Source organism: Pseudomonas sp. Hz4 (assembly GCF_054898165.1).
In genome coordinates this window covers 40,233-54,725 of the sequence record NZ_CM142719.1, presented here as the reverse complement: position 1 = coordinate 54,725, position 14,493 = coordinate 40,233, and the positions used below count along the sequence as shown (strand labels likewise).

12 protein-coding genes are annotated in these 14,493 nt (G+C 56.7%); 5 read left to right on the top strand and 7 right to left on the bottom strand.

Translation table 11 applies throughout. The features are described from left to right. Positions 1-37: 37 nt before the first annotated feature. The 3 genes from ACYZTR_RS00265 to ACYZTR_RS00255 are packed head-to-tail and all read left to right on the top strand — an operon-like array spanning position 38 to position 5,022. Entirely contained in the window at positions 38-2,773 is a 2,736-nt protein-coding gene (locus ACYZTR_RS00265; RefSeq protein WP_461975477.1) for a glycoside hydrolase family 19 protein, read from the top strand. Continuing rightward, positions 2,773-3,660, top strand: a complete 888-nt coding sequence (locus ACYZTR_RS00260) for a tetratricopeptide repeat protein (RefSeq protein WP_461975475.1) — start codon at positions 2,773-2,775, stop codon at positions 3,658-3,660. Before ACYZTR_RS00265 ends, ACYZTR_RS00260 begins: the two co-directional genes overlap by 1 nt. 36 nt (positions 3,661-3,696) lie before the next feature. Beyond that, positions 3,697-5,022 carry a lysozyme inhibitor LprI family protein gene (locus ACYZTR_RS00255; RefSeq protein WP_461975473.1) on the top strand — a complete coding sequence of 442 codons (1,326 nt, stop codon included), beginning with the start codon at positions 3,697-3,699 and terminating at the stop codon, positions 5,020-5,022. Between the two features lie 156 nt (positions 5,023-5,178). Here ACYZTR_RS00255 and ACYZTR_RS00250 read toward each other — a convergent pair whose 3' ends face one another. After that, entirely contained in the window at positions 5,179-5,577 is a 399-nt protein-coding gene (locus tag ACYZTR_RS00250; protein ID WP_461975471.1) for a DUF6124 family protein, read from the bottom strand. A 399-nt stretch (positions 5,578-5,976) separates the two neighbouring features. Here ACYZTR_RS00250 and ACYZTR_RS00245 point away from each other — a divergent pair, with 399 nt between their 5' ends. Continuing rightward, on the top strand, positions 5,977-6,360 hold the full coding sequence (locus tag ACYZTR_RS00245; protein WP_038980709.1) for a hypothetical protein: 384 nt from the start codon (positions 5,977-5,979) through the stop codon (positions 6,358-6,360). Between the two features lie 166 nt (positions 6,361-6,526). Here ACYZTR_RS00245 and ACYZTR_RS00240 read toward each other — a convergent pair whose 3' ends face one another. The 6 genes from ACYZTR_RS00240 to exbB form a co-directional block, all read right to left on the bottom strand. Beyond that, complete coding sequence (locus ACYZTR_RS00240) at positions 6,527-7,927, bottom strand: HDOD domain-containing protein (protein WP_461975469.1); 1,401 nt, start codon at positions 7,925-7,927, stop codon at positions 6,527-6,529. A 78-nt stretch (positions 7,928-8,005) separates the two neighbouring features. Continuing rightward, positions 8,006-10,081: an ATP-dependent DNA helicase RecG gene (gene recG, locus ACYZTR_RS00235; protein WP_461975467.1), complete on the bottom strand. Its 2,076-nt coding sequence runs from the start codon at positions 10,079-10,081 to the stop codon at positions 8,006-8,008. Positions 10,082-10,090: 9 nt separating this feature from the next. Continuing rightward, positions 10,091-11,020 carry a LysR substrate-binding domain-containing protein gene (locus tag ACYZTR_RS00230; protein ID WP_461975465.1) on the bottom strand — a complete coding sequence of 310 codons (930 nt, stop codon included), beginning with the start codon at positions 11,018-11,020 and terminating at the stop codon, positions 10,091-10,093. A gap of 255 nt (positions 11,021-11,275) precedes the next feature. After that, a complete protein-coding gene (locus ACYZTR_RS00225) occupies positions 11,276-12,022 on the bottom strand; it encodes an energy transducer TonB family protein (RefSeq protein ID WP_461975463.1) in 747 nt (248 codons plus the stop codon). Further along, on the bottom strand, positions 12,019-12,447 hold the full coding sequence (gene exbD, locus ACYZTR_RS00220; RefSeq protein ID WP_129439980.1) for a TonB system transport protein ExbD: 429 nt from the start codon (positions 12,445-12,447) through the stop codon (positions 12,019-12,021). The genes ACYZTR_RS00225 and exbD overlap by 4 nt, the downstream gene beginning before the upstream one ends. Before the next feature lie 6 nt (positions 12,448-12,453). Continuing rightward, positions 12,454-13,401, bottom strand: a complete 948-nt coding sequence (gene exbB, locus ACYZTR_RS00215) for a tonB-system energizer ExbB (RefSeq protein ID WP_461975461.1) — start codon at positions 13,399-13,401, stop codon at positions 12,454-12,456. A gap of 188 nt (positions 13,402-13,589) precedes the next feature. On the opposite strand from exbB, the gene ACYZTR_RS00210 reads away from it, so the two are divergent. After that, the gene (locus tag ACYZTR_RS00210; protein ID WP_461975459.1) at positions 13,590-14,447 is read left to right on the top strand and encodes an SDR family oxidoreductase; all 858 of its coding nucleotides are present in this window, start codon (positions 13,590-13,592) and stop codon (positions 14,445-14,447) included. Positions 14,448-14,493: the final 46 nt, after the last annotated feature.

Genomic DNA, 14,493 nt, shown 5'->3' with positions numbered 1-14,493 from the left:
TCCAAGCCACCAGGGAACAGAATTCAGGTAATTGGTAATGACTGAGACAACGAGCAAAGTTGAGAAGTGGTCGTATCCCCTTAAGGTCGGGGCGGTAGAGGCGAAAGACCCAATGCAGTATTACGCGGCATTGGCGAAAGCCAAAGATGGTTATTACCCACTGGGGGCTAACGGTCTTTGGCATGGCGGCGTTCACTTCGATGAAGGAACCGGTTTGGTGAAAGATCTGACAGAAGTCAGATGCATCGCCGACGGTGAGGTTGTGGCGTATCGCATTGATGAGGCCTATCCAAAGTCAGACTTCGGCTCGACGCATTCGGTCTTTTCAACAGGCTTTGTGTTGGTTAAGCATCGGCTCGAAATGCCTGGCCCTCCTGCGCCAGCGACGGTGCCTGGATCTACACCTGCCGTAGCCCCCTTGCCAGGCCCAAGCCTCACCTTTTTCAGCCTCTATATGCACTTGCTGGACTGGGAAGGTTACAAAGCTAATCCTGCGTTAAAGAGGCCGGAGTTCTGGGGGAAGGGGCTGTATCAGGTCAAGGCAAATGCTCCAGATAAATCACTTGGGCTAAGGGTTCGTGGGGGCGGATCAGGACAATTTCCTGTACTGGCGGTGTTACCTCGCGGCACCACGATTCTCACGAAACCTGCGACTGCGGCAGAAAAATGGCTTGAGATAGTCAGTGTCACGCCGGAATATGTTGGCTTGGCGCCAAATACCGGCTGGGTGTTTAAAGGGGAACTGAAACACCTGGGCGGTGACCGTTATTTTGTGGGGGAGAGTGCTAAAGATGCTCCTCCCGATCAGAAGCCCGGCGCCAATGTGCGTGATGCAACCAGCAATGGTCTGCCAATCGCGTTTCTACCGGTGGGTACTCAGATAAAGATCAGCGAGGAAGGAGCCCACGGGAAGTACCGCAAGCTTGTCGAGATTGTGAGTGGTCAAGCCATTCCTGCACTCACTATTGGTACTGATGGAAAGCTGCCGGGCTTCGTATGGCTGGACTCTTTGGAAGCCAAGAGCGAGCCGCATAGTCCTCGAGGTGAAGTTGTCCAGTTGACTCCGACTTTCAAAATCAAAGCAGGGGACATTCTGGGGCATGTCGGAAAATATCAAAATCACTCCGATGCGGCGGCAAAGAATTTGCTGCATATGGAGGTCTTTAGTTGCGAAGACGTGAAAGCGTTTAAAGATACTTGCTTGCCAAAGGTTTCTGGTCTCGCACCCACAGCCAAGACCGTGGTGAAAATTCCAAAAAATAGCCAATTGATAACTCACCAGCAGGGGATGAATGCCACCAATCCACCTAAAGTTTCGGATTCCGGCGTAAAGACGGGGTTCGACTTATTTATTCCTGTAAGCGTTTTGGAAGCACTGCCAACAGATAAAAAAATCAAAGCCTCCATCGTTATGGGAGCCACGACGACCACGACATTTTGGTGGCGGCTTGATGGGGTGCTCGGTGATGGAAATGGCAATCCTGTCAGTGGGTGGTTCGCTGAACCTGATATCTCGCTATCTCGGCATACTCCTTGGGAGTGGGAAGGTTTCGAGTTCATTAAAGAGACTGTCAGTAACGCGGATCACCTAGCTGCCACCCTTCATGCTCAAGAGCAGTTGACGGAAGAGGAACGCTCCAGATTTCTTCCGCAGGTTAGCGAATCTGTCACTGGTCCAGTTAATGATCGTCTGTATAAAATTGTTGATACCAGCGGAGATAAAAAACTATCGTCAGACGAGATTGTAGATGCGCTGAAGAAACCTTGGCACGCCCAGTCTATTTCTCAGTTAGTTACTAACTATGAAAATGAGTGGTATTTCAAGCCGGAGAAGTGGGATGCGCTTGACGAACTCATGGGGCATGCCGACTCGGATCCCAACAAGGCGTGGCAAGAAGAGAAACTCAGAATCAAGAGTCTTGGATGGTGGGACAAGCTTATAGGGCAGCATGGGATAACCGATGACGCTAAGGTTTGGCACATTAGTCCAGTTGCACTGATCGGTAATTTCTCCGGGAAGTCTGAGCGACAGTTAATAACATTGGCCATGCTGAAAAAAGCCAGGCCCTCTATTGCAGATGATTATTGCGACACTATACTGCCAATTCTTAATAAATATGCAAAATTATATAGCGTGAATACACCGTTGAGGGTCGCGCATCTTCTGTCTCAAGTTGGTCACGAAAGCGGATTCAAAGTTAAGTCGGAGGTGCTGGATTATAGTGCTGTCCGGATGCGGAAGGTTTTTGGATGTAGGAACAACATGCAAGGCTATAATGACGCCACTGATGAGTGCATAATTTTGCCCAGATTGCGGCCTAAGCTTTGGAGTGAAGAAAGCACATATGCGCATAATGCCGTTAATTTAGGCAGTTATGTTTACGCCAGTAGGAACGGTAATGGCGATGAGGCGAGTCAGGAAGGTTACAAGTATCGGGGGAGGGGGATTATACAGTTGACGGGAAAAAACAACTATCGCGAGTATACCAGGATTCATAATGAGAAAGATCCATCTGACCCGCGGGATTTTTTAGCTGATCCGGACTTGATTGTTAATAGTATTACTTATGGTATAGAGTCGGCTTTTGTTTGGTGGGATCTAAATAACTTGAACTCTAGAATCGCACAGTCACTCGCTACCAGAACGGAGAGTAATATTAACCAGCACGTCGCGGATATTTCGATAGTAGTTAATGGGGGAACCATCGGCCTAACGGAGCGAGTTACTCTTTTTAATGAGTTACGTAGCATGATTGAAACGGAGCTGAACTAATGAGAAAAATTATCCTGGCCACCTTGATAGGATTTTCCGTGTCCGCAGTCGCGGAAATTAAAGTCTATCCTTTGGCTCCAAGTTTCCATGGTGCAGAAAAGGTTGAGTTTGTATCAATTGAAAGCGAAAATGGAAAAACCGTTAAGGGCAACTTTCTCAGTTCGAACGGACAGCGATATAGCATTCCAGACACTTGTGAGCCTGAGGGCGGGGATCCAAAAATAAGTGATGCCTATTCGGTGCAAGGTAAAGAAAACTATTTTGTATTTGAATGTGCGTGGACTGTTCAGCACTCTGGTATTGGTCTTGATGGCACCCAATACGAAACATTTGTTTATTCTGGTAAAGATGTGACGTCGGTTGTAAAAAACAAAGCTTTATCCCAAGCGCTTTCTGGCTATGAAGGTAGTTTGGAGGAGGGGGATAGAAGCTATGCCTGGTATTCGAAACGTAAAATTGCTAGTGAAAAACTATTAGAGCTTGAGTCTGGGAAGACCTTGGATTCACTAGCGCTAGCACATGAGATCGCTATAATTCGGTTGAAAGACTCTGATTATGAGGCTATTAAATCATATTTGAGCTCCGAGCGGATTGAGCTGTTATTTAAAGATTCTCCTGTTAGCAAGTCGACTGTCGTGGCTTATAACGATATTGGCTATGCATTAGGTCAAGCTGGTGAAACAAGTTTGGCATATCAGGTATTGAAGAAGGTTGAACAGATTTCTCCAGATAGAATTGTTCTTAAGTTAAATATTGCCGATGTATTGTGGGTGACCGAAAAAAATAAGTCGAAGGCGTACTATAAGGAATATATTGGTTTGATGAAGAAAGCCGGGAAAGAAACCCTTATACCAACACAGGCGATTGAGCGTAGTGCTTCCAATTGAAAAAGGTAGGAGAGTAAACGATGGGCGGATTTATAAGTGAATAAGCTGACGTCGCTCATAAATAATTCTGTCCCCAGTTTCTTTATGTCATTGCCTCAAGTTGCATCAGCACAGGGAATGGTTTTGAGGAGGTTTTTGTTGTTGGTGACGCTCTTGTGTCCCTCGCTCGTTGCCGCTGAACCGATCTTCCAATCTCTACAGCCTTGTAAACAGGAAGGTAGCACCGCAAGTCATTGCTCGGTGGTGCTGGATAGCAATGGTTACTTAGTAGATGCCAATTCGGGCAAGAAGCTGTCCGACATAGCAGAGTCGATTGGAGCGTTGAGTTCGTTTGAGCTCTACCGGGATGGCAGTCGATACATTCTGGCAAATGAAAATTTCTCCAGGGCTCAGTCCCGCCGCTGGGTGGTGTTTGGCTATGACGGTGGAAGGATTGTCCTGCAGAGAATTTATATCTTCTCGTTGGACATTTCTGAACAGTCAGGGCCTTACTGGCATGGTTACGACTGCCGCCCCGACTCTAAACCATTCTCCCGCCCAAGCGGCGAGTCTTTCAGCGAGTCAGCTATGCAGGCGCTGTGCGGTGATGCTGAAGGTAAAGTGGTAGTGGTGCCGGAAGATTCATCTGTATTCGTGCCCACCAAATCCTTGGCCGTCGGTGTTCCCGTGTACAGCGCCCGAAAACGTGTCGGTGCTGCGACCTACCTATTTGCTGGAAGTGACGAGCCGGATCTGTCGACGATGGCTTGTATGTCCAACTGCTTACCCATCGCATCGGAAAAAGCTAAGTCTCCGGCGGGTAATGTATCAGCTGCTCCAAGTACTTCCGGTAGCGCCAAGGAATCGTGCAACCCCGACAGCTTTACCAATTCCGACTTGATCACTTGCGGCCAGCAAACCTTCGAGAAAGTAGATGCGGTGTTGAATGAGCAATACAAGAAAGCTCTGGCCAGTTTGGCTCCCGCGGACAAGAAGCAACTGACCGATGTGCAAAGGAAGTGGGTGCGCTTCAAAGAAGCGTATTGCGAGGATATTTATCAGTCCGCTTTACCGGGAGCAGAGGCGCCTATCGAGAGTCTTGCGTGTTTGGCGCGCGCAACCAATGCCCGGTTGGGTGAGCTCATTTATCTACAGACAGGGTTGCCGAATGATGGCTTTTACAAAGCTGCATCGTTGATGGCAGGAGTGGATCGCGAAAGCGGCTTGAAGGCCTCAATGAAATTGCTGGGAGGGGGTGAATTCGACGAACCGGTTTGGAAGCAATATGTCGACGCGCAGTGCAACATGAATTTCCGTTTGTTACGGGAAGACCTAGCCAATTGCGCGGTACGAATGCGCTTTCAGTTACCCCTTAATCGCTAACGGATGATCGGGGTGAAAGGCAGCTGGATCATTTAGAAGACTCAAGCAAACAGGGGACAGAATTGTTTCAGAGGTGGGTTGCCTCCATAAGTAAATCTGTCCCCTTTTTTACATTGATTGATTCGCCGCCATTGCTAGCGAGCGGGCTCCTACAGGTCAGCTGACTCGGCTTTGTTGCTGTGCGAAAATCGCCGCCATTTCCGGTTCATCCAGATGATCCAACGCTCGTTCAACCAACAAATGCACCCCGTCGGCCATGCGGCTGAGCGCCAGGGCTACGGAGCGGCGTGAGCCGTCCACACCGTCGGCGAGGTCGGCGGCGATGGCGCTGATGGACAAGAGGTCTTCCGAGGCGTTGGCGAGGAGGGTTTCAGTGTTGATGTCGGGGCAGACGCTAAAGAGGTCGCCATTGCGGCGTTTGGATTTTTTATCCGGCGGTGTGCCGAGGTGATGATCGAGTGCGCGTTCGGCGGCTTCGTGGAGTTTTTTGGAATCGAAGGATTCGTAGGGGGATGTGGCTTCGTTTTCGGGCGAGTTAGCTGTTGGATTGGTCATGGTGTAAATCCTCGGAGTTAATAAATTCTCTCCTGGTTCCGGACTTGCACATCCGTGTCACCGAATTTGCGGTGACGAACAGAGGTTATCGGTGAAGCCGAAGGCTGCCTAGTTCATGAACAGCCCGGCGTGTTGAAGGAAATGTCCGAGAGGTTGGAGAGGTTCAAGGTGGGAGTGTGTAAGGCGTGTTTCGTCAGGGATGTTTGCGGTGGATGGGTGACGCGGAGCGTCACGGAATGCATTCCCACGCGGAGCGTGGGAACGATCAGATTGGCGTGACTTAGTAGTCATTGGCGTCAAAAAGATGGGTATCTTCTTCTAACACTGCGCAATGGTGGCGTTCTCGCTTGAAGCCGCTACACTGCGCCGGCCGTTCATTTTTCTTTTGAGGCTGCACGCATGAAATTTCGTTTTCTTCTGTGGATGCTGGGTCTGTTGATGGGTAAGGCCAGTCGGACTAATCCTGCGTTCCAGCAGCAGTTGGGTGACAAGGAGCTTGTATTCCAATTACAGACCCTGGACGGGAAAGTGGCGCGGCATTTTTTTGTGAAGGATCAGCGCATTACCAGCAAGTCGGGCGTGTATGCCGAGCCGGCGTTTGCGATTGCTTTTAAAGACGCGGCGTATGGCTTTGCGACGATGCAGGCGAAGAACAAGCAGTTGGCGTTTATGACGGGGATTCAGGATAAGTCGATTCAGATCAAGGGCAATCCTGCGCTGGTGATCTGGTTCCAGGGGTTGACCAAGTATTTGAAGCCGCGGAAGGCGAAGGCTAAGGCTTGAGTTTTGCGTTGTGGCTGTGACGCAGAGCGTCAGGGGATGCATTACCACGCAGAGCGTGGGAACGATCGGGGTGGTCAGTGAGACCGAGGTGGATTCATCGCGGGCAAGCCCGCTCCCACAGGGATTACCTAAATCCTGTGGGAGTGTGGCTTGCCCGCGATTGGTTTTAGGCCTGGGTGAATTGTGAAGCCAGTTCACGCAGCAGGACTTCTGCTTCGAGGACTTTGCTGACGACGTCGTTGGCTTTCTCGCGGGTCAGGCCGACGCGTTCCAGCAAGGCGTCCGGGATGTCTTCATCTGGCCCGGAGCCGACGCCACGGCTACGCAGCAAACGCACCGCCAGGCACACGAGGTTCGGGTACTCGGCGTAATCGCCGTCGTAGCCCGGGTCGTGCTGGAAGCGCAGGGCGGTGGCCAGTTCATCCGGCATGTCCCAGTAGCGCATCAGCCATGAGCCGATCTGTTCACGGCTGATGCCCAGCAAGTGTTGCTCGACGTAGCTGTGGCACAGGTGCGGGTTGACTTCCAGGTGGCGGCAGATCAACGAGAAGTGCGGCGGGAAGACGTGGGCCAGCAGCAAGTAGCCGAAGTTGTGCAGCAGGCCGGCGAGGTAGGTCAGGCCGGCTTCCGGACGCTGGGCGCGCGGCATGGCGCGGGTCAGGCCTTCGATGACGGCGGCGGTGTAGATCGACTGCTGCCAGTACGGCGTGGTGTGTTGCGGATGGTCCTTGGGCAGGCTCAGGGTTTTGCCCAGGGCCAGGCCCAGCGCCAGGTTGATCACCAGGTCGAAGCCCAGGACCCGGACGATCGCGTCTTCCACTGAACGAATCTTGCCCGGCGACGCGTAGTACGGCGACGCCGCCCAGCTCACAACTTGTGCGGCCAGGGCCGGGTCGGTTTCGACGACGCCGGTGATGTCGTCGATGGTGGCGTTGGGGTCGACGCGCAGTTTGATGATTTTCTGCGCGGTCTCGGCCAGCGGCGGAATTTCGATGGTCTCTTCCAGACGCTGCTGGATGCGCCGCGCGGTGAACGCTTGAACGGCCTGGGTGATTTCCTCACGGTCATCATCGGGGCGGTCGAGGTTCGGGCGAATGCTGGTCAGCGCTTCGCCGAAGTTGGCGGCGCTGGCCTTGGTCAGCATGGTCTTGAAGTCTTCGCGGGTGACTTCCAGCAACACGCCCGGCTCGCCCGAGTTGATCAGCAACTTCGGTTCGCGCAGCAGGCTTTCGTCATACAGGCACGGTGAACTGGTGAGCGCCGGCATGCCGGGCAGCAGGCTCAGGTTGTGTTTGCCGAGCATTTTTACCAGGCGTTCGGTGGACACGGCGGTGAGGCGGCGGCCTGTCAATTCGGCGAGGCTATTGAGGTCCAGCAACTGGCTCTGCGGGAACAGCACCATGAGCGTGCCCACGGCGTCATCAAGCAGAACTGTCTGCACTTTGCGTGCGGCGTTCAGCCCGTGATGGTCGAGGACTTCTTCGTAGGCGATACCCAGTTTGCCCAGCATCAGCCGAATAACCGACGGAGCGTGCGGGGTGGCGGGTGCGAGGGCAACTTCGGTCATGGTCTGTATCCGTTTTAAAACAATGGCAGGAGTATAACCAGCTTGCTCAGAACGAGGGTTCAGAAACTGCGACGGTGCTCACACTTGGCCGTATTGCTGCCCATGACGTAGCCAGCGGTCGAGCAGCGGGCTCACGTGATCCGGCCAGCGCTCAAGTAAAGCCTGGGCGGCGTCGCGCACGGCGGGCAACAGATCGGCGTCGCGCATCAGGTCGGCGACCTTGAATTGCAGCAGGCCGGTCTGGCGCGTGCCGAGCATTTCGCCGGGGCCGCGCAGCTCGAGGTCTTTTTCGGCGATGACAAAACCGTCGTTGGTTTCGCGCATGATGCCCAGTCGCTGACGACCGATCTGTGACAGCGGCGGATGGTAAAGCAGCACGCAATGGCTGGCGGCGCTGCCTCGGCCGACGCGACCGCGCAACTGGTGCAACTGCGCGAGCCCGAGGCGTTCAGGGTTTTCGATGATCATCAGGCTGGCGTTGGGCACGTCGACGCCGACTTCGATCACCGTGGTTGCGACCAACAGTTGCAGGTTGCCGGCCTTGAATTCGGCCATGACGGCGGCTTTCTCGACGGGCTTCATGCGGCCGTGGATGAGCCCGACCTTCAGCTCGCCGAGGGCGGCGGTGAGGTCTTCGTAAGTGGTTTCGGCGGCCTGGCAGGTCAGCTCTTCCGACTCTTCGATCAGCGTGCACACCCAATAGGCCTGGCGTCCTTCGGCGCAGGCACCGCGCACCCGCTCGACGACTTCGACGCGCCGGGTATCGGTGATCAGCACGGTGTTCACCGGGGTTCGACCGGGCGGCAGTTCGTCGAGGATCGAGGTGTCGAGGTCGGCGTAGGCGCTCATGGCCAGCGTCCGCGGAATCGGTGTCGCGGTCATGATCAGCTGGTGCGGACACATCCGCCCACCGACGCCTTTCTGCCGCAATGCCAAGCGCTGTTGCACGCCGAAGCGGTGTTGTTCGTCGATGATCACCAAGGCCAGGTTCTTGAATTTCACCTCGTCCTGGAACAGCGCGTGGGTGCCGACCACCATCGGCGTGCCGCTGGCGATCTGTTCCAGCGCGGCCACGCGGTTCTTGCCTTTGAGCTTGCCGGCCAGCCACGCGACTTCGATGCCCAGCGGTTCGAGCCAGCGTTTGAAGGTGATGAAATGCTGCTCGGCGAGAATCTCGGTGGGCGCCATCAGCGCGACTTGATAGCCGGCCTCCAAGGCCTGGAGGGCGGCGAGGGCTGCGACCACGGTTTTACCGGCGCCAACGTCGCCCTGAATCAGCCGCAACATGGGCTCGTGCTGATTGAGGTCGTAAGCGATTTCGTTGCCGACCCGTTGCTGAGCGCCGGTCGGCGTGAAGCCAAGATTGGCCAGATACTGGGTCGGCAGCCGGGTGGCATTTGGCATCGCCGGCGCGCGCAGGGAACGCATGCTCGCGCGCAGGCGCTGCTGGGACAGTTGATGCGTCAGCAGTTCTTCGAAGGCCAGACGGTGCTGCGCCCAGTGATGACCGAGGGCGAGTTCGTCGACATCGGCATCGGCGGGTGGGTGATGCAGGTAGCGGATCGCATCGGCCAGCGGTGCCAGTTGATAGTCCCGCGCCAGTTCAGTCGGCAGCCAGTCGGGCAGGCTGGTCGGGCCGAGCATCGTCAGGGTCTGCATGCACAACTGGCGCAAGCGCTGCTGGGTCAGGCCTTCGGTGAGCGGGTAAACCGGGGTCAGGGTTTCATCCACCGGCGGCGGCTCGTCGCCGGTGATGGCGCGATATTCCGGGTGATAGATTTCCAGCCCCGATGCACCGGGCCGCGCTTCGCCGTAGCAGCGAATGCGCGTGCCGCGTTTGAGGCCTTCTTTCTGGGCGTTGCTGAAATGGTAGAAACGCAGGCTGAGCCCGCCGGTGCCGTCCTGCAGGCGCACCACCAGGCTTCGGCGGCGGCCCATGACCACGTCGGCGCCGCTGACGGTTCCTTCGATCACAGCGTCCTGGCCCGGCCGCAAATGGCCGATCGGGACCACGCGAGTGCGGTCCTGATAGCGTAACGGCAGGTGAAATAGCACGTCCTGGAGATTCTCCAGGCCGACCTTGGCCAATTTCTCGGCCATGGCTTCGCCGACACCCTTGAGTGCCGTCACCGACACTTGCGACAACTCGGTCATGGCAGCGACTTAGGCCGCAACCACCGGTGCTTGCGGCTTGGCCACCGAGCACAGGCGAATGGAGTCAGCGAGGATTTCAATCGCCTTCGGCCGCGGAAAGCTTGCGCGCCAGGCGATAGCCACGGTGCGAAACGGCACCGGGGGCGTCAGTGGGCGCACTTCGATCACGCCGGGGGCGTAGTGATGGCTGTCGACGGCCGAGAGCGGCAGAATCGAGATACCCAGGCCGGACGCGACCATGTGGCGAATGGTTTCCAGGGAACTGGATTCCACCGTGGTGTGCTTGGCGCCGTCGTTGCCTTTGGCCAGGGTCGGGCAGGCTTCCAGCACTTGATCGCGGAAGCAGTGGCCTTCGCCGAGCAGCAGCAGGCTCTTGTCGTTTAGCAGGCTGGCGTCGATGGATTTTTTTTGGGTCCAGGGGTGCTGGGCCGGCATCAGGACGTAGAACGGCTCGTCGTAGAGTTGCAGGGTCAGCACGTCGGCTTCGTTGAACGGCAGGGCGATGATGATCGCGTCGAGCTCGCCGTTGCGCAGTTTGTCGCGCAGCACGTGGGTGAAGTTTTCTTCGATGTACAACGGCATCTGCGGGGCGACCCGGTGCAGTTGTGGAATCAGGTGCGGAAACAGGTACGGGCCGACGGTGTAGATCGCGCCGACTTTCAGCGGGGCGGTCAGCTGGTTCTTGCCGGCCTGGGCCAGTTCGCGGATGCCTTGGGCCTGCTCCAGGACTTTTTGCGCCTGGGCGACAATGCCTTCGCCGACCGGGGTCAGGCGCACGGCACTCTTGCTGCGCTCGAAAATCAGCACACCGAGTTCGTCTTCAAGCTTTTTCACGCCCACCGACAGGGTCGGTTGGCTGACATGGCAACGCTCGGCCGCGTGGCCAAAGTGCTGCTCTTGGGCGAGGGTAACGATGTAGCGTAATTCTGTAAGAGTCATAGCAAGCGTCCATGAAGTTGCGGGCCAAGCATACCGGCTGCAATCGATAGACGCACGTTATCAGACTGAGTGTGTTAAGTGGCACCGGGCAATGCGGGTTTGCCGCGGGCAGATAAACAAAAGGCACCTTTCAGTACCCTTTTGGCCGGATTGGGAACCTGTGGGAGCGAGCTTGCTCGCGTGATGGCGGTGCAACAGTCAACGAAGAGGTTGAATGTGATGGCCCCATCGCGAGCGAGCTCGCTCCCACATTGATCAGCGGCGTTTTTCCAGCGAGTAAACAAACGGTGCAACGATTTCGATGGAGCCGTTGGTCAGCATATCCGCTGGTGGCTTGGGCAGTGGTTGAGCCTCGCGGATCATTTGCAGGGTGGCGCGGTCCAGATCGGCGTTGCCGGAAGGGCTCGCCAGTTCGAACGACAACACATTACCTTGCGCATCCATCACGAAACGTAGACGGTTCACACCTTCCTTGTTCCGCATTCTTGCAGCGGTTGGATACTTCTTATGCTTGGCCAAATGCGCGAGCAATTCGCTCTGCCAGCTGGCCTTAGCCGCTTGCTGCGCTGGCGATGGACCCGGTGCCGGTTGTGCGGATTTCTCCGTTGGCGCCTGAGTCGGTTGCGCGTCGCTCGGTTTTTCCTCGGACGGCTTCTCTTTCGGCGGTTCCGGCTTTTTCTCCACAGGCTTGGGCGGTTGAGGCTTGGGCTTGGGTTTGACCGGTTTCGGCACGGCAATTTCGGCCTTCGGCACTTCAGCCAGTTTCGGTATCGGCAGTTCTTCCACCGGGGCGGGTGGCTTTGGCGGCGTTATGACCTTCGGCGGGGCCGGCGGTGGCGGGGCCGGAACCGGCGCCAACTCGACCATCATCGCCTGCGGCGGCAGCTCGATCGGTGGGCGCGACGTCCAGTTCAGCGCCAGCGCAATGGCCAGCGCATGGACGCCCAGCACCACGGCCAGGCTCGCGCTGTAACGCGTCAGCTTTTGGCGCGTCGTGATCATTTCTTGACTGCCGTCTCGAGTCCGACCAGGCCCACCTTCAGGTACCCGGCGGAGCGCAGGTTGTCCATCACGCTCATCAGGTCGCCGTAGTCCACGCCTTTATCGGCCTGGAAGAAGATCGTCGTGTCTTTCTTGCCCTTGGTCTTGGCGTCCAGAGTGGCGCCGAGTGCTTCGGCCTTCACTTCGTCTTCGCCGAGGAACAGGCGTTGGTCAGCCTTGACGCTGAGGAACACCGGTTTCTCTGGCCGTGGCGCCGGTTTGGCGCTGGAGGCGGGCAGGTCGACCTTGATGTCCACGGTGGCGAGCGGGGCCGCCACCATGAAGATGATCAACAGCACCAGCATCACGTCGATAAACGGCGTGACGTTGATTTCGTGGTTCTCGGCCAGATCGTCGTCTGCGCCTTCTTTCAAATGCAGGCCCATGGCCGATTACCCCACTTTCACCATGTGCGGTTGCGAGCTGCGCTCGGGTGGCAGGTGGTCGAGGTCGCGGCTGACCAGCAGCAGGACTTCCGCCGAAGCGTCGGACACCTGCGCCTTGTAACCGGCGATGGAGCGGGCAAAGACGTTGTAGATCACAACGGCCGGAATCGCGGCTACCAGGCCCAGTGCGGTCGCCAGCAGGGCTTCGGCGATGCCGGGAGCGACGACGGCGAGGTTGGTGGTCTGGGTTTTGGCGATGCCGATGAAGCTGTTCATGATGCCCCACACCGTGCCGAACAGCCCGACGAACGGCGCGGTGGAACCGATGGTGGCGAGCACGCCGGTGCCGCTGCTCATGTTACGACCGCAAGCCGCAACCAGGCGTTCGAGGCGGAAACTGACGCGTTCCTTGATGCCTTCTTTCTCGCGGCTGTTGGCCGACAGCTTCATTTCTTCCAGTGCATCGTGCACCAGCAAGTTGGCGAGGGTGCCGGCCTTGGTTGCCGAAGCGCTGGCTTCTTTAAGGGTGGTGGCTTTTTTCAGGTGGACGATTTCAGTGCGCAGACGACGCTTGGCGCTCATCAGCTCGAAACCCTTGGCGATCCAGATGGTCCAGGTGATGATCGACGCGATGGCCAGACCGATCATCACGATTTTCACGATGATGTCAGCGTTTTGGTACATGCCCCACGGTGACAGGTCGTGGGCCATGCCCAGGGAGTTGTCGGCTTCGAGGACTTCAGGAACGTCTTCGGCGGTGGTGTCTACGGCTTGAGCCGGGGTAACGGCCGGTGCGGCGTGGTCCGCTGGCGCTTGAGCAGCAGTGGCGGCCGGAGCTTGTGCGTCAGCGAACGCGGCGGTCGGCGCCAGCATCAAGCTGATCAGCAGGGCGGTCACCACGCGCAAGGCGCGAGGTCGTTTGGTTGGCGAAGCGGGGAATTGATTGCGTGTCATGCTGGCCGGACCTGAGAAAAAAATACGGTAGATGCTCTTCCAGGCCTCGTGAGGCCGAGAACAAAAGTGGCAGGCATTATTGCAAGTAATTCTCGTTAACAAAAGTAATAGAATATCTTTTTTCCTTCATTGCTCGCCGCTTGTCCATTGTCAGCGCTAGTCTGTGCCTTTCTGATGGGAGTTTTTTTATGTCCGCGCCTTCTGTTTTGATCGCCGGCTGCGGTGATGTCGGCAGTCGTCTGGCCACGCAATTGGTGGCTTCTGGGTGGGAGGTTCATGGCCTGAGGCGTGACGTCTCGCGCTTACCCGAGGGAGTCATTGGTGTTGCCGGCGACTTGTTCAATGAAGACTGCCCGGCGACCTGGCCAGTCGGTGCGGTGGATTATCTGGTGTATTGCGCCGCCGCTACCGATCACGATGAGGCCGGTTACCGTGCCGCTTATGTGCAAGGCTTGCAGCATGTGCTGGACTGGCTGAACGACTACGGTCAGGTGCCCAATCGCCTGCTGTTTGTTTCCAGCAGCAGTGTGTATGGCCAGCAGGATGGCGAGTGGGTCGACGAGGCTTCGCCGACCGTTGCAGCAGGCTATTCAGGTCGATTGATGCTGGAGGCTGAGCAAGTGGCACTCCAAAGCGGCATCCCGGCCAGCATCGTGCGCTTGACCGGCATTTACGGCCCGGGCCGCGAACGGCTGCTGACGCAGGTTCGCAGGGGTTATCGCGTGGCGATTGATCCACCGTTGTACGGTAACCGCATTCACGCCGATGACGCGGCGGGGTTGATGGCGTTTCTGCTTGAGGCGGATCGGCGTGGGGTGGCGTTGGATGACTTCTATATAGGCGTCGACGATGCGCCGGCACCGCTGGCCGAGGTAGTGGGATGGTTGCGTGAGTATTTGGGCGTGACTGAATGGGCTGAAGACGCGAGCGTACGGCGCACGGGCAGCAAGCAGTGCAGTAATGCTCGGGCGAAGGCGTTGGGGTGGACGCCGCGCTATCCGAGTTACCGCGAGGGTTATGTCGCAATCCTTGAAGGCCGCTGCTGACCCCCATACCCCCCAAAACAACTGTAGGAGCGAGGCTTGCCCGCGA

Excerpts from the sequence above, each read along its gene's own strand:
- ACYZTR_RS00265 (WP_461975477.1), top strand. The coding sequence starts at position 38 with ATGACTGAGACAACGAGCAAAGTTGAGAAGTGGTCGTATCCCCTTAAG.
- recG (WP_461975467.1), bottom strand. The coding sequence starts at position 10,081 with ATGACCGAGTTGTCGCAAGTGTCGGTGACGGCACTCAAGGGTGTCGGC.
- ACYZTR_RS00225 (WP_461975463.1), bottom strand. The coding sequence starts at position 12,022 with ATGATCACGACGCGCCAAAAGCTGACGCGTTACAGCGCGAGCCTGGCC.
- exbD (WP_129439980.1), bottom strand. The coding sequence starts at position 12,447 with ATGGGCCTGCATTTGAAAGAAGGCGCAGACGACGATCTGGCCGAGAAC.
- ACYZTR_RS00230 (WP_461975465.1), bottom strand. The coding sequence starts at position 11,020 with ATGACTCTTACAGAATTACGCTACATCGTTACCCTCGCCCAAGAGCAG.
- ACYZTR_RS00210 (WP_461975459.1), top strand. The coding sequence starts at position 13,590 with ATGTCCGCGCCTTCTGTTTTGATCGCCGGCTGCGGTGATGTCGGCAGT.
- exbB (WP_461975461.1), bottom strand. The coding sequence starts at position 13,401 with ATGACACGCAATCAATTCCCCGCTTCGCCAACCAAACGACCTCGCGCC.
- ACYZTR_RS00260 (WP_461975475.1), top strand. The coding sequence starts at position 2,773 with ATGAGAAAAATTATCCTGGCCACCTTGATAGGATTTTCCGTGTCCGCA.
- ACYZTR_RS00250 (WP_461975471.1), bottom strand. The coding sequence starts at position 5,577 with ATGACCAATCCAACAGCTAACTCGCCCGAAAACGAAGCCACATCCCCC.
- ACYZTR_RS00240 (WP_461975469.1), bottom strand. The coding sequence starts at position 7,927 with ATGACCGAAGTTGCCCTCGCACCCGCCACCCCGCACGCTCCGTCGGTT.
- ACYZTR_RS00245 (WP_038980709.1), top strand. The coding sequence starts at position 5,977 with ATGAAATTTCGTTTTCTTCTGTGGATGCTGGGTCTGTTGATGGGTAAG.